Genomic DNA, 14,557 nt, shown 5'->3' on the forward strand with positions numbered 1-14,557 from the left:
GCCCCGTCGTTCAATCAACCTTCGGCATGCAATTGTGCGCTTTGCATACGATAAGAGCTAAACTTCGGCAGCGCAGTCGAGCCAATCCGGTCCGATCGGGCTTGGCAGAGAACGTGGCGAAAGTTTGCTCGTTGACGCTCTCTGGAGCCAGCGTGTGGATGGTGAAGCACGCGGAGAAAGAGCAGGCGGTTCGCGCGATGTCCGAGATATTCTCGTGACTTTCGGGGATGTTTGCCGAGCGGTTGATGTTTTTTGCCGCAGGAAATAACCAGGCGACTCCAGCGATCTGATGTTCCCGACGATGCATCATCCGAAAGGGCGGGAATGGGACCAACGTGTGGATCGCGCGCACCGAAGAAAGAATGGCGCCGGATACCGATCGGGTGGGCCGGGAGAGCAGTGCTTGCTCGGTGTGGCGATCAATGCGTGCACGGAAGTCGCTGATGATTTGTGACACGATCAATAACTTCGCGTTCAGTTCAGCGATCCGAGCAGAGATCGAGCATTAGTGGCGATGGCGCTCGCTGCATAGAAAAAGGCCCGACAAAGTCGGGCCTTCAAACCAAGGTGGGAACCCCCGTTACCGCCCTGCTGGTATTTTTCTCGTAACTGACCTTCTGCCTCTGGATATTGGTTTTATTGTTGGGCGTTTGTTTTCGGTCAGCAGATGCATAGTAGCTGCCAATGACGTGGGCGCTGTGTGAGCTACCGCACGTTGCACTTACTTTTCGTTACAGGTGTTGCTAAATGTATACGCCGCGTTTTCGTTGAACAAACCTGACGGGCAGCCTGTTATTTTTGCGGACGATACTAATACGCACCATCGAAAAGGCCCAGCACTCGAGCGGGGCAATTTACCGGCGTGGAAGCCAATGGGGAAGTTCTAGAAAGCAAACTGGCTGCTGTCGGTCCCGACAACAGCCAGTTCTCGTTTTGCACATATACCCGTTTGCATTTAAGCGATTTAGAAAGTAGATAAAAGTCTGCTTAAGATTAACCGCGAAGATGACGAGGATCATTCCTATTTACGTGTAATGGGATGGTCACGCCCGCCTCGCAGCGAGTAAGCTGCCTGGAATTTCCTTCGGAGGCCATTGTCATGCAGAACGTCACGTTGGTAGGAATTGATCTGGGCAAGCATTCTTTCCATCTGCATGGCCAGGACAAGGCTGGCAGGGCAGTGTTTCGTAGGAAGGTTTCACGCAAGCAGCTCGTCGAATTCTTCGCAACGTTTCCACGCCTTCACGGTCGCGATGGAAGCCTGTGCCGGGGCGCATTGGTTGGCACGTAAGCTCGGCGAGTATAGACACTTCGTCAAGCTGATCTCGCCACAATTCGTGCGTCCATTCGTGAAGAGCAACAAGAACGACTTCGTCGACGCTGAGGCGATCTGCGAGGCTGCATCACGGCCTTCGATGCGGTTCGTCACGCCCAAGAACGAGTCGCAGCAGATCCTGTCGGCGCTGCACCGGATCCGACGGGCCCTGTTCGCGATCGGGTACGTACGACAAATCAGATGCATGGATTCCTGCTCGAATTTGGCATCAGCTTGCTCGTAGGCCATAGCGTCGTGAAGCACCTTCCTGTCGTACTGGCCGAACACCAGTTACTGCCACGGCTTATCGCCATCCTTAGCGATTGCACGACCATTTCAAGTACCTTACCGCGCAGATCAGCGATATCGAGAAGGAACTTGAACGGCAGCTTGCCGCGGGCGCCCTAGGACAGCGCCTCCTAACCATTCCCGGCGTCGGATCCATCACGGCAAGTCTGCTCGCCTCAGAACTCGGCGATGGCACGCAGTATCGATGCAGTCGTGATTTCGCCGCTGCAGTGGGGCTCGTACCAAGGCAATATAGTACGGGTGGCAAATCAAACCTGCTTGGAATTTCCAAGAGAGGCGACCAGAACATTCGCCACCTATTCGAGCGAAGGACGGCTGTTACCGCCGCCTGACGGGTGCTAACGCGCCTTATTAACAAACCTAACCCACCTGGTGCGACCGCTGACTATCGATGACGTGAACGGCACACCGGCCTGACGGACACGCTGTAAGGTTAACGAGCTCTCGAAGCTGCCCCTGTTATCAGCACCGCCAGGCGCGATTCTCATCGTGGCGCGAGGAGTTATCCTCATAGCGACGCCGGATAGATTTGCGCTAGCCATCACAATCGAGATCAGTGTTGCAAAAATGGGGGTGACCATAGATTAACCTTGGCAGGCTCGACCACGGCTACTGGTGGCTACAGGTCTGCACGCGCGACGCGGACGAGTCATAAAAACGCCGGGTAGTCCGGACATTTTCTGCGAACGAGATCTGCTTACCGCGCGCTTCTGTTCGTCTTTTACGTCTTCCTTCAGGCCGCTGTGCTGCTTTTGCGCTTCGCCGTCACCTTGTTGTAGCTGGCCTTTCGCCTTCTTGCTTGGATCGTCCGTGGCGTTGCCCACGGCCTCGTTGACCTTACCCTTCACCTTCTCAGCAGTACCTTTCATTTGGTCCTTATTCATAGCAAACCGCCAATTCGGTTATGTGCCTGAATTCAGCAGCGAAGACAATGGTGCAAAAAGCGATCTCGACGAATCGGACACAGGGGACAAAAAAAACCTTCTCAAGTGGCACTACAATCCATATCAGTGGAGACATTGGGAAGGCGTTGTCAATTAATAGGCGATCGATCCACTATAGGGGCGGTATTAGCCTCACTGCCCAGTGTCTTGTGTCGATAGGTACCGCCGACTCAGCAGGCCAGCGCCACAATCCGTGCTATCGACTCGGTGAAGACCTCAGCGCCGGTGGCGACGAAAGCCTAGCTCGCTTTGATCCGCGGTTCGCGGTTTGCCGCCGTCGACGGTTGTGACAGCGCTGGCCCCGATTGCTGATGATGACGCACCCGCGTTTGGCGCCTCCCTTTTTGGATGAGCCCATCGGTCATTTCCCGGTAATTGGCGATACCGAGGTCAGGCCATTGAGCGGGGAAGCGGCCCGGGCTGCGGATGATCGGTCCGGTGTATGTCCTGTCGCGGTACTTTAGGGTGCCAATGACCCGATTTGACGTCTTGGTGAGTTCCATGCGCCCGTAGTAAGCGCATGCACGATGTGTTGAAGCAGCTTTGGCGATACATGAAAACGGCGGCCATGCACAGTGGCTCATGAGGTAAGCTAGATACGATTCACGCAGACCGTTAATCCAGGAACTGGCACCGGGGTCGACCCGCCAACTACCTTCTCGCAAGCCCTAACCGGTCAATAACCGACTCGTTCAAGCTCCGGCCGGTCCACGGTGCGGGCTGGCGCCGCTGCTTATTGCGACAGCGTGTTAATCCAAAGCGCTTCTGAAAATAATCCGGGCAGATCGCCCCAGATTTGCGCTGGCCCAATCTTGTAGGCTGTATCAAGATCATAGCCAATAAGGCTGGGTGCGCCTCCGGTGAAATAGAATCCACCAAGTTTCGCGTTCGCGCGCTTGAATAGCATTAGTCTTTCACCGTGATTGCACTGCACGAGCGCAGGGACGGCGTCGGCATAAGACGATTCATGAATAGCGCCGACCTTGACCGCATTGCCGAACGCGGAACCCCCCTTCATCCGCCAAACAGTGATATCAGGGCCATCGCCGCGTGGCTGAAGCACGACGAGATCATCCAAGCCGTCACCATCGACATCGCCCGCAACCACCTTCGCGAAAGCAGGTGCGAACTCGGCATACGTGTTGCCGCGAAAGCGGCCAGCAAACGCACGTCCCGAACTGGCAAGCTGTGTCACGGCCATCGCCGAATTTACGTTTTCGAGCGCAATCAGACCTGTGTGCGGCGAACCGGCCACGTGAGCAGGCAGGAAGCGCGCATTCGCGCTAAGCCCCGATTTCATCCATAGTGCGGGTGCATGTCCCGCCAGAGCCGCGCCCGCGATGACCCAAAGATCAAGTGTGGCATCGGAGCGCTTTTGCGCGATCATGATGCTGGCACGGCCGCTGCCATCAAAGTCTCCGGCTACATATTGCTGTGCGTCGGCCGGACTTAACGCTGCGGACGTCTGGTACCAGAGGCGCGGCGCCTCGAACCGTGTTCCAGTGCTGCGCAACAACCAGAAGGCCGTGCCGCCGTTCCTTGGCGCAATCACCATCAGGTCGTCGCGACCCGTGCCCTCGAAGTCACCTAGCAGGAACCGCACGCTGTCAAAGCAGAGCGTGTCTCCGCCGCAGGTCGGGGTGCCAGCATGGGCGTTGAATGGCACCGCGTTCAGATACCATGGCGCGGCGGTCGGTAAACGCGACATGCCTGCAACCCACACGTTAAAGCCCGGGCCGTCCCGTCGACGCTGGACATAAACCGTACTGACTGGTTTCTCGCCATCCACGGTCCCCCGAACGTTGCCGTACATCGCGGCGTTCTCGCGCAGATCAGTCCATTGCGAATGCGGCGTGGGCGCCCATCGGGATTCCGCGGTCAGCAACGAGCATTGCCCCGCCGACAATGCACCGTTATGCGCCGCGAGGCAGTGACCGAGCGGGGTGTAAACAAGGCCGAAATCCCATGGCGTCCATTTCTGAGCGGCTTCGTCCTTATTGCATCGCTCTTCAATCAGTTCGCCACTACGCTCGGCTACGCACTGCTGGGTGGACTCATCGACGAGCTGTGAATTATTCTTCGTGCCAGGCATGGCCGGAACCGGTTGCCAGTGCCAGTCCTGTGTCTTTGCACCCGAGCACCCGGCGAGTGTCGGCTTGCCGTTCACGCCAGCCGACGTTACGCACTGACTCGAATACTCGTTGACGAGGTTGCTTGAGCGCGGCCGGAATTCCAGGCCAGTCAAGCTCGAACTCGACTCGGTCCAATACCGACGCGCGACCCAGTTACCGTCCCACTGATATTCGCCAAATACGTGCTCGCCATTGTCAGCGCCGTCGATAGCAAAGTAGGACGCCACGTCATCGCGCTTCATTTGGGTCTCGCCGGCGCTCAGGTTCTTCGGCATGGCGCTGGTGGGGTAGGTCACGTGATAACCAATCGGAATATTGCGGTTGAGGCCTTGGGCGACCACGCGCGTGATGCGCGCAGCATAGATGTGATCGGGATGTTCGATGAACGGCACGGTATCCGGGTTGAGCGTATAGATTTCGGTCGCCTGGGCAAGGATCTGTCTAAGCGTGGCGACGGTCTCCGTGCGGTCATAGTGCGTGACATTGGAACCGTCATTATTGATGGGATAGGTGTTGATAGTCTCTCCTTGATCCCACATCAGGCCCAGCGGCACCTTGCCACCGCGTACCGCACCACCCGGCATCCGCAGCTCCAACAGAGTTACCTTCGGCTGTTGTTTCAGCACCATCTTGTGTACGGGCTTGCCAGCGAACATGACAGTCAATTCTATCCACTCGTCCGCTACGCCAGCCATGCGTGCATAGGCGAGGCGCGTGCCTTTCTCCCGCAATTTCACGTAGTCGAAATTGGCGCCGTTAGCACCTCCGATCAGGTGAACGGTCGTGACACACCAGCCAGCCTGTAGTTTGTCGCTGATGCCCGGATTGACGAAAAGCAGGTCGTCGTCAAGGTGCGCAACAACGGTGACAAGCGTGCCAACATGACAATCGGCCGCACGTGCGCTGACTGGGGCGAACAATGCGCCCATTCCGATGATCAGCAGCAACAACGCAGCACCCGATGCCCGTATCCCACGGCATGTTCGCATGGCGTCCTCGTATAAAATTTTTTTTGGCATGTGAGGCGGCAGCCCGATTGAGCGCTCAAGCAAGCGACGCGGCCTGCGTTCCTGACACGAGCGCAAAGACTTGCCATGCCGCGAACGCTGTAATGAAGATGGCGCCGGCAAGCGCTAGGCCAAAACGAATCCGTCCGACTTTGTGTCCCCTCAGGACGGCCGCATTCGACACCATCCGGTTCACGGATAAACTCGTCATCCCGATCGACAGCACTGTGCATGCGACACCTGCACCCATCGTCAGGGATGCAAGTACCCCGACCATAAATACATGGTTGGCAGAAGCTGCAATCAATACAAAGATCGCGCCTACGCACGGACGGATACCAACGGCGATACCCGTCAGAAATATCCGGTCGCGCGCCTGGGAAGTTCCGGGTTCGACGCTGGTTGCAAACCAGCGTGAACTTGAACGTGAGCGCCCATGAGAGACTGTTGAGCCGAGATACAGGCCAGCGCAGGCAGCTTCGTCTTCATCTTTATAAGCGCTTTCGCTTTTAAATAAACTCAGGCGCTTCTTCGGGACGAGCGCCACGCGATTCGTGTCGCAACAATCGCGTCGCGTCGCAATGGCCCATAACGACCAGATGCCCACGCCGAGCAACGCGATGTAGCTGCCCAATTCGAGCCTCGACGCTCGCGTCAACACATTCTGTAACCCTTCGCGCGAGAGCCATGTCGCGCCGCCCACGAGAACGATCGCGGACAAGGACTGCACCAACGCGCCCCATCCACTAAGCAATGCGGCGTCGATGAAACGGGTTCGGCGCGACGCCAGATACGCGCTGACTACGAGTTTGCCGTGCCCGGGTCCAAACGCATGCAATACCCCGTACGCGAACGAGCACAGCACGATGATCCAAGTGGCGAACCGGCTAGACCCATCGCGCCGGTCTGCGAGGGTTTCCTGCAATTTTTCGTTGAGCCTACTTTGCTGACGGATGCTGGCGATCACAGCATAGCGAACAATCGCGGGCATAGAAGACGGCGCAGGGCGAGGCGCGTTAACCGTGTTCGCGGCGCTCGGCGCACCGCTCGGCGTACGGCCGAAGACATCCGTGGTTTGCCTTGGTTGAGCGGGTTGAGCAACGGCGTCGTGCGTCGCAAAAGCGATGATTGTGGCCAGGTACAAACCTCTCATCCATTGATGTCCGCCGCCGCACCGGTTACGCACGCTAGTCAGCACGATAGTTTGCTCGCTTGGGGAAATACAGTCCCGCCGAAAATAGGATGATCATGATCTTCGAACGCGGCCGCCTTGCATTTACTTGACGAGCCCATGCCAAATGTCACCACGGGCTGCGTTGCGCCTTCAAAATCGACGAAAAAAGTATCATCCCAGACGCCGAGTGTCACGCGCTCGCGCTTGAAGTCCACAGGTTTTAACAGCGGCAAAAGAAAGCGATAAACAACATGGCCTTGCTCGATGCAGACACTGAAGTTGCGCGCCTCCCCCACGACGCTCGGCTTGCCATCGACAAAAACATGGGAGAAGTAATCCGAGCTCTTGAGCGATGAGAACGCCTGTGCCTTGAAGGTCGCTGTGTAGTTGGCGTTGAGGGGTCCGGAGCTGGGCATGCCAGAAAAATCACCAACCAACGAAAACGGGAAGCCTTTCGAAAAAGTCCACGTTTGCTGCATGGCGACCAACTGCGTGCCCTCGGTCTGGGCGACGATCGAATAATTGATCCACACATGCGGATGCGCCTGGCTCAGGGAGGGAATGGCAGCAAGCGGAAGCGCGCAACATGCGTACAATAGATAGTCCTGTAACCAACGCACAAGAGCAAGTACGAATCCGCCTAGAGGGCTTGCTGAAGTCCGCAAGCGCGATGAAGCTTTGGTCCTGGCTTGCGGTTGCGCCCCTGCGGTCCATGCAGGACGCAGTGTCACGTAAGGAACGTCAAGCCCGGTTCGTGTCAGAAAACTCATCTGCATGTCGCCCCCCGTCGCGACCAACCTCCAATAGAAGCCCGTTTTTAACATGGTGCTTTTCTAACGCCCAGCATGTAAGGCGTCGGCATCTGGCCTTGGCATTTCGCTATCAAAAAACCTTGGTCTTCTAAATTGCCTTGCGACACGACGTGCCAATGACTTATTCATTTTTATCGCAATATCGGATGCACATCGTTCGCGGACGCACAATGTGCTTTAACTTGTTAAAGCGGTTTGGCGCGGCTTGATCGTGAAACGAGGCGGTTCCTGATTGGCACGACACGGGCGTCAATGGACTTTTGGTAGAGATTAAATTATCCGCGTATAGCGTCAAGACGACGTCTTACTTTCGGCCTTACGATCAATCCCGCGGAGCTCGATGCGTACGGTCCCGCAATTAAACCACGCCGAACGTAGCGACGTCATTGAATGGGTGCGCAGCGAACATGATCGAAGCGAGACCGCGGTCGCAGATCGAGCAAGTGCATCCGACCAGTTCCCGCAAATTGTGTTTTGTGCTGCCCTCGGCGGGCGTCACGCTTCTTCATCAAATAACTGCACTACCTCAACGCGCGCCGATTACACTCCACATTCTGCTACGTCATTCCCATGACGCTCTCGAACGGCCGTTTTGCAGCTCAGCAGAGCGGGCAGCGATTTTCCGCGGTGATGCGGGTCCCCAGAATAACGGTCGGTCAACATTCGGCTGCCTCGACTGCATGTATCCACCCTTATTTTGCGACGGCCAACGTGGCGGGATGCTGCGCGGGTATCGTATTGTCATTTAACGGTCTTATCCAATCTGGATGGTTGCGCGGTGGAAGCTTGGCGCTGGGGTGCATGTAGACACCTGCAGCAAATTCCCTTCACTTCAGTCTGCTGACCAGCCACGCCGTAGCTAGCTGATTCGGCCGCTTGGCTGATTGCGCGCGCTAGTGATTGGTCTTCCAAGGCGACAGTCGAGCTGCATCTCGTACACACTAGAAAAATCGCATGTTCATCAATGGTGGCGTCGTCGCACATGACAAAGGTGTTGGTCGAGAAGAGGCGCTTTACGACGCCAACTTCGATTAGAAACTCCAATGAACGATAGACCGATGGTGGAGTAGCCCGTCGGCCCAATGATGGCAGCGCGTCGATTAGTTGATAGGCGGTCGCACGCCCCCCGCGCTGAAAAAGTAGGGCAAGGACCTGCTCACGTAAAGGCGTTAGCCGTTGTCCATTGGCCTCGCAGCGCGCCTTGAGCAAAGCAAGCGTCGGGCAACTCGGCAGCTCCGTTGTCGATGGATCTACCCTTTCATTTGCCATATCAACTTTACCGAAAGTAAGTAATGTTATAGCATAACGTAATCGTTGAACGCCTGCGTAATTATTGAAGGCACATGTAAGCCGTGCCTTTCGGGCTTTCGACATAGCTGCCGACCGATAGATAACAGTGTTAGGTTTACTGTTTGATGTAATGACATAACATTACGTCAATTACTGAGCCGGTCGGTTCTTTCACGTTTATCAACTCCAAACCACCGTGATACGGAATCTTCGAAGCACTTACGGGCCGCACGCCCGTCGCCTGTCTCCGCTCTCTCTGGCCCTGCTGGCTGCTTTCGCGCATGCGCAGTCCCGACATGCAGATGTCGTCTCGAGCCCCGCCTCAATGCCAGGCGGCGCGTTAGCACCGGTTTTCGTGACGGGTAATCCGCTGGGCGACGCCGATTTGATTGCTCCAGCCACGGCGCTGTATGGCGATGCGCTCACGCGGCGTCAGGCGAACTCACTCGGCGAAACGCTTAATGGCCTGCCCGGCGTGTCGACCACGACCTACGGTCCGATGGTAGGACGCCCGATCATCCGCGGCATGGATGGCGATCGCATCCGGTTGTTGCAGAACGGCGTCGCCGCGTGGGATGCGTCATCGCTGTCTTACGATCATGCCGTCCCGCAAGAGTCGCTGAGCATTGAACGTGTTGAAATCATTCGTGGGCCGGCGGCTCTGCTTTACGGAGGTAATGCGATCGGTGGTGTCGTCAATACCATCGATAATCGCATTCCGCGTGAGCCGATCAAGGGGGTGACAGGAGCGGTCGACGCTAGCTACGGCGGGGCCAATAACGCGCGCGCAGGTGCGGCGCAAGTGGAGGGCGGCAACGGCCAATTTGCGTTCCATGTGGATGCATTTGATCGCGAAACCAACAAGGAGCGCATCCCGGGTTTCGCGCATTCGGATCGCCAGCGGGCGTTCGATGGCCCTGACGCTGACGAGGCGTACGGCAGCCTTCCAAACAGCGACGGCCGTTGGCATGGCGGCGCGGTGGGAACTTCGTACACCTGGGCAGATGGTTATGCGGGTCTGTCCTACAATGGATATGAAGCGAACTACGGTTCGGTCGCCGAGGATGACGTGCGCCTGCGCATGCACCAGGATCATGTGGCCTTCGCCTCTGAAGTACGAAATCTGCAAGGACCGTTTTCGGAATTGAAGTTCGATTTTGGTTACACCGACTACGAGCATAAAGAAATCGACAACGGTGAGGCCAGCACCACGTTCCGTAACCATGGCTACGAAGCTCGCGTCGAAGCGCGGCATAAGAAGATCGGGCCGCTCGAAGGCGCGATTGGGGTACAGATCAGTCAGAATACGTTCTCCGCGTTGGGCGACGAAGCGCTCGTGCCCACGACGCAAACGACCAACGTCGCGCTCTTTGGTCTTGAAGAGTGGGCGGTGACCGACGCTTTAAAGCTGAGTGCAGGCGCGCGTTATGAACACGTCAAGCAGGAGCCGACGGTGGTGGGTAATGAGAAGTTCGTCGGGTCGCCAGACCGTGACTTCAACGCCGTCAATCTGTCGCTGGGTGCGCTATACAAGCTGAGCCCGGCCTGGGCTGTGGCGGGTAACGTGGCCTACTCGGAACGCGCGCCAGCGTTGTATGAGTTGTACGCAAATGGTCCGCATGACGCGACCGGTCAGTACCTAATTGGCAATCCGGACGCACAGAAGGAAAAAGCCATCTCAACCGATCTGTCGTTGCGCTTCGCGAGCGGGCCCAACAAGGGCAGCGTTGGCATTTTCTACAGCCGCTACAAAAACTACTTGACCGAATTCAACACGGGTCGTCTGGTCGATGACGACGACAGGGTCGTCGCACCGGGCACGAACGACGCGTTGAATGAAGCCGTCTACCGAGGCGTGCGCGCTGAATTCTATGGTGTGGAAATGGATGGCAAGTGGCGCGTGTTCCAGCAGGGCGCACACCAAGTTGACGTTGAATTGGTCGGTGACTATACGCACGCGCGCAATATTGACACAGGGGAGCCACTACCGCGTATCTCTCCGCTGCGCGCGACTGTAGCCCTTGACTACGGGTATGGGCCGTTCGGCGCGCGGGCAGAAATGGTCCACGCCTGGGCGCAACATCGTGTTCCCGAAAACGATCTGTCGTCGGACGGTTATACGAAGCTGGGACTTATTCTGACATACAAGTTCCATGTCGGCACGACGAACTGGCTCGCATACGTTCGCGGCGATAACTTGACCAACCAAGACATTCGATATGCAAGTTCGGTCGTGCGCGATATTGCGCCTGAAGGCGGCCGGAGCGTGATGGTGGGCTTGCGCACGACGTTCTAGCATCTGGTCCGATGCTCGTATGTGCGTGACGTGGGCGGCACTGGGAACACACCCACCTTCTAACTCATGGGTGTTATCGCAGGCGCTCTCTGTCAGAGATTGTTAATTCGTGTTCTTTCACTTTAACACCGTGCGCTCATTCATCCTTTTCTCCCCTCGAATTTTTCAAGTGTGCGAAGGCATTCGATAAACGGTTTGGGCTCGCTTTTGACCCATGCACCCCGCCCGCAACGACCTGACCGTAAGCGGTCAGTTCGCTTCGCGTGGCCGTTGCACCTCTACAGTGAGATGAGACAGTCCCTTAAAGCGCTTGAGCACCGCATGATAGAAGCGTGAATCTCGTTGTGATTCCCTTGTCGCGACAGAGACGACAGCGCTCATGTGCCCAGGCCCCACCCGCCATATATGCAGGTCGATCACCTGGTCGCCATGGTCCTCGATGGCATGGCGGACGTTCTCCGCCATGCGCCGGTCGGGATTCATGTCGAGCAGGATCGAACCGGTGTCCCGTATTAGCCCGTATGACCAGTTTGCGATCACCAGCGCGCCCAGGATGCCCGCGAGCGGATCCATCCAGAGCCAATCGAACGCGCGCGCAAGTACAAGGCCAATGATTGCCAGCACGGAGACCGCGACGTCTGCCACGACGTGGATGTAGGCCGACCGGATGTTGTGGTCTCGGGTCGCCACATTCGGAACGTCGGCATCGTGCTCGTCGAATTCGACCGCGTGCTCGCCCTCTGGCACTCGCACGATTGCCTTGAACGCGTGCGGTTCAGGAATGCCTCCCTTTGACTGCAAATAGCCACCATGGTCCGCAAAAGCGAATACCTGACGCGTCCCGTCGGGCCATATGGCTGTCACGGAGACCGCCGATGGGTCCAGTCGTAGCTGCTCTGTCGATGGTGTAATGCGGAACACAGAAGTCACGCCGTCCTCAAAGAGGGAAACGGTAAGGGTGCCGGATGGAGCAAAAATCATCCGCGCCTCGTCTTCGCGAGCGTGCTCGCCTTTACCATGACTGTGCCCGGCGCTATGAGCATAATTGTGTTCGTGACCATGATGGTATCCGCCCAACAGCCAGACACTCGCCGTGTTGACGATCAGGCCCACGGCAGCAATGGGGATCGCCTCTTCGAAATGAATCGTTACTGGCGACAGAAAACGCAACATAGCCTCGTACCCGATGATCACGGCAACCATCGCAAGCGCGATGGCGCTGGTGAATCCCGCGAGGTCGCCGAGTTTGCCGGTGCCGAACACGAAGCGGGGATCGGCGACATGCTTGCGCGCATAGGTGTACGCGAGGGCCGCAATCAGCATTGCGCCGGCATGCGTCGACATGTGCATACCGTCGGCGACTAGCGCCAGCGACCCGAACATGTTGCCGCCTGCGATTTCGGCCAGCATCATCGCGCTACACAGGGTGATGACCGCCCATGTCCTGCGCTCGTTCTGCTCATGCGCCGCACCCAGAAAGATATGGTCGTGTCCGGCGCTGAATGCGGCGCCCTGGGACTTACTCATGGTCTACCTTACCTGAAATAGCTGTGAACAACCTCGATAAGTTGGTCCGCCGCACTGTCTGCCGGCTTCTTATGAGTTTCGGAATCGACGAGGTGCTTGCGGATATGGTCCTCTATCACCACTGCCAACAGGCCATTCATCGCGCCGCGACAACTGGTTATCTGCTGCAGTACGTGGATGCAGCCGCGCTCGTCCTCAAGTGCCCGCTCAATGGCTTCCACTTGGCCCTTGATGCGGCGAACCCGGTTGAGGAGCTTCTGCCTTTCGCGAATCGTGTGGGTCATTAATGATCTCCTGCATACAGGATAGAAGCATATGTAAATAGGTTAGGGGAGTATACTAAATAGTTGAACCGCCCGGCTTTTGCGCAAGCCCCAACTCTTAAAAGAACGGAGCCATGAATACGAACGCACTGAAGTTTTTCCGCGAAATCCGGAGCGCGCGAGCAGCGCAGCTAACATTTGTCGATATGGGCGGCGGTCGAGTCACTTGCGCCATGATAGGTTGCACATTGCAGACGCTGCATGAATGGGTCAAGCGCGAACGGAGCGACCACGGTGAGCGCGATGGCGTGATCACAGACGAGCGCGAGCGCCTCAAAGCACTGTAGCGCGAGGTCGAGGAACTGCGCTGTGCCAACGAGACCCTCAAAGTAGCGGCGCGTTTTTTCGCCTAGGCGGAGCTTGATCGCCGATTCAAGTTCTGAAGACGTTTGTTGACCAGCATCGCGACGCCGGGATCGAGCGGCTCTGCAAGGTCTTGTGGATTGCCCCGTGGGTGCTGAATGTTTGCAGAACGAGGGCATCACGGCGACGCCGAGCCCCCGCGTGTGCCATGGCGATGGCAGTCGGCATATGAGCGACCACCATGCGCTTTCCAGAGGTCACCTCTTCCTTGGCAAGCGTCGCCCCGATGAGTCTTTGCAAAAGGGCTGGCTTTCGGCAATGTAATCAGCGGCACACCCTCCAGCGCACGCCAGTTACCGCGGGTGCAATGGCCTAGCCTGGCATTCTCCAGCGCCGAAACTGACACCAACTGCATGGGAAACAGCGGCACACGGTCGACGCCCGAAAGCCGGGAGAAGAAGATGCCAAACGTCGCATCTAGGTCGCCTTCCTCCACCATTCGGTGCAACTCCGACGGCGGTCGGTCGACGATTTCGATCTGCGATTGCGGATGCGCGCTTTTCCCGAACACGCGCACAAGGTTCGAGTCAGCAGTCGTGAATTCGACGTGACAACGCACCGCTTCATTCATTTCAATTCGGCAATATTTCGGTGGTCAAACTAGTTCAGTCAAGAACAATCGACCGGGAACAGCGGTTGCAACATGTGATCTAGCAGCGCACTGCCTCCCCGAGGCGGCTTCTGCGCTTCTTAAATATTCGCCGAGAGAGATTCAGCGTCTGCTTACTACTGGCTCTCGATAGCCAACACTCATACCAGGCGTTCTATGGACCTTTTTGACGAGTCGAGTTTGCCGCCAAATTCAGCATCGCAGACCGCCGAGCCTTTGCCGTCGGGCACAGGCGAAGTCTGCGGGCGACTGAGTGTCACCGAAGAGCGTCTAAAGGTATCGATTCAAGAGCGTGAAGTTGGCGCTGTACGTGTGCGAACCGTCACACGAAAGTCGCTCGAAGACGTGCCGGTCGTATTGCATAAAAAGACGGTCCATGTCGAACGCCTGCCCGTGTATCGGTTCGTGGACGCGGAGTTCGCTCCCCGACAGGAAGGTGACACGTTGGTGGTGCC

Annotated in this window: 10 protein-coding genes, 3 pseudogenes and 1 other annotated feature; of the genes and pseudogenes, 4 read left to right on the plus strand and 9 right to left on the minus strand. The window is 57.1% G+C overall.

The window, feature by feature from the left end; all coding sequences use genetic code 11:
• Positions 1–10: 10 nt before the first annotated feature.
• Positions 11–457 (minus strand): hypothetical protein, encoded by a 447-nt coding sequence (locus AWB64_RS31795; RefSeq protein WP_157766729.1) that lies wholly within the window; start codon positions 455–457, stop codon positions 11–13.
• A 642-nt stretch (positions 458–1,099) separates the two neighbouring features.
• Here AWB64_RS31795 and AWB64_RS29580 point away from each other — a divergent pair.
• Positions 1,100–1,923 (plus strand): annotated as a pseudogene (locus AWB64_RS29580) (IS110 family RNA-guided transposase); the annotation flags it as partial.
• A gap of 405 nt (positions 1,924–2,328) precedes the next feature.
• Here the strand turns inward: AWB64_RS29580 and AWB64_RS32455 are convergent.
• The 5 genes and pseudogenes from AWB64_RS32455 to AWB64_RS32785 all read right to left on the minus strand — a co-directional run.
• Positions 2,329–2,508, minus strand: a pseudogene (locus AWB64_RS32455) (CsbD family protein); the annotation flags it as partial.
• A gap of 793 nt (positions 2,509–3,301) precedes the next feature.
• Complete coding sequence (locus AWB64_RS29590; protein ID WP_060858982.1) at positions 3,302–5,689, minus strand: PIG-L family deacetylase; 2,388 nt, start codon at positions 5,687–5,689, stop codon at positions 3,302–3,304.
• 55 nt (positions 5,690–5,744) lie between these two features.
• Positions 5,745–6,698, minus strand: coding sequence for a nickel/cobalt transporter (locus tag AWB64_RS29595; RefSeq protein WP_167353951.1), 954 nt, complete (start codon positions 6,696–6,698; stop codon positions 5,745–5,747).
• A gap of 200 nt (positions 6,699–6,898) precedes the next feature.
• Positions 6,899–7,705, minus strand: coding sequence for a DUF1007 family protein (locus AWB64_RS32460; protein ID WP_082850682.1), 807 nt, complete (start codon positions 7,703–7,705; stop codon positions 6,899–6,901).
• Between the two features lie 729 nt (positions 7,706–8,434).
• Positions 8,435–9,067 carry a Fur family transcriptional regulator gene (locus AWB64_RS32785; RefSeq protein ID WP_082850683.1) on the minus strand — a complete coding sequence of 211 codons (633 nt, stop codon included), beginning with the start codon at positions 9,065–9,067 and terminating at the stop codon, positions 8,435–8,437.
• A 241-nt stretch (positions 9,068–9,308) separates the two neighbouring features.
• Between AWB64_RS32785 and AWB64_RS29605 the strand changes: the two genes are divergently transcribed.
• On the plus strand, positions 9,309–11,279 hold the full coding sequence (locus tag AWB64_RS29605; RefSeq protein ID WP_244164252.1) for a TonB-dependent receptor: 1,971 nt from the start codon (positions 9,309–9,311) through the stop codon (positions 11,277–11,279).
• A gap of 249 nt (positions 11,280–11,528) precedes the next feature.
• Here the strand turns inward: AWB64_RS29605 and dmeF are convergent, their stop codons facing one another.
• Together dmeF and AWB64_RS29615 are read right to left on the minus strand one after the other, a co-directional pair.
• A complete protein-coding gene (gene dmeF / locus AWB64_RS29610; RefSeq protein WP_060858979.1) occupies positions 11,529–12,806 on the minus strand; it encodes a CDF family Co(II)/Ni(II) efflux transporter DmeF in 1,278 nt (425 codons plus the stop codon).
• A gap of 8 nt (positions 12,807–12,814) precedes the next feature.
• A complete protein-coding gene (locus tag AWB64_RS29615; protein ID WP_060858980.1) occupies positions 12,815–13,090 on the minus strand; it encodes a metal/formaldehyde-sensitive transcriptional repressor in 276 nt (91 codons plus the stop codon).
• Between the two features lie 180 nt (positions 13,091–13,270).
• On the opposite strand from AWB64_RS29615, the pseudogene AWB64_RS31800 reads away from it, so the two are divergent.
• Positions 13,271–13,580 (plus strand): annotated as a pseudogene (locus AWB64_RS31800) (IS3 family transposase); the annotation flags it as partial.
• Positions 13,466–13,580 (plus strand) — a sequence feature (AL1L pseudoknot). It overlaps the preceding pseudogene by 115 nt.
• A gap of 30 nt (positions 13,581–13,610) precedes the next feature.
• Here the strand turns inward: AWB64_RS31800 and AWB64_RS29625 are convergent.
• Positions 13,611–14,063 (minus strand): LysR substrate-binding domain-containing protein, encoded by a 453-nt coding sequence (locus tag AWB64_RS29625; protein WP_060858981.1) that lies wholly within the window; start codon positions 14,061–14,063, stop codon positions 13,611–13,613.
• 195 nt (positions 14,064–14,258) lie between these two features.
• Between AWB64_RS29625 and AWB64_RS29630 the strand changes: the two genes are divergently transcribed.
• Positions 14,259–14,557: DUF2382 domain-containing protein (locus AWB64_RS29630; protein ID WP_157766730.1), on the plus strand; the 299-nt coding region annotated here is incomplete at its 3' end.

The sequence above is a fragment of the Caballeronia sordidicola genome, from assembly GCF_001544455.2.
GTDB classification, from domain to species: domain Bacteria; phylum Pseudomonadota; class Gammaproteobacteria; order Burkholderiales; family Burkholderiaceae; genus Caballeronia; species Caballeronia sordidicola.

Excerpts from the sequence above, each read along its gene's own strand:
- AWB64_RS29605 (WP_244164252.1), top strand. The coding sequence starts at position 9,309 with ATGCCAGGCGGCGCGTTAGCACCGGTTTTCGTGACGGGTAATCCGCTG.
- AWB64_RS32460 (WP_082850682.1), bottom strand. The coding sequence starts at position 7,705 with ATGTTAAAAACGGGCTTCTATTGGAGGTTGGTCGCGACGGGGGGCGAC.
- AWB64_RS29625 (WP_060858981.1), bottom strand. The coding sequence starts at position 14,063 with ATGAATGAAGCGGTGCGTTGTCACGTCGAATTCACGACTGCTGACTCG.
- AWB64_RS29615 (WP_060858980.1), bottom strand. The coding sequence starts at position 13,090 with ATGACCCACACGATTCGCGAAAGGCAGAAGCTCCTCAACCGGGTTCGC.
- AWB64_RS32785 (WP_082850683.1), bottom strand. The coding sequence starts at position 9,067 with ATGTCGAAAGCCCGAAAGGCACGGCTTACATGTGCCTTCAATAATTAC.
- dmeF (WP_060858979.1), bottom strand. The coding sequence starts at position 12,806 with ATGAGTAAGTCCCAGGGCGCCGCATTCAGCGCCGGACACGACCATATC.
- AWB64_RS29595 (WP_167353951.1), bottom strand. The coding sequence starts at position 6,698 with ATGCCCGCGATTGTTCGCTATGCTGTGATCGCCAGCATCCGTCAGCAA.
- AWB64_RS29590 (WP_060858982.1), bottom strand. The coding sequence starts at position 5,689 with ATGCGAACATGCCGTGGGATACGGGCATCGGGTGCTGCGTTGTTGCTG.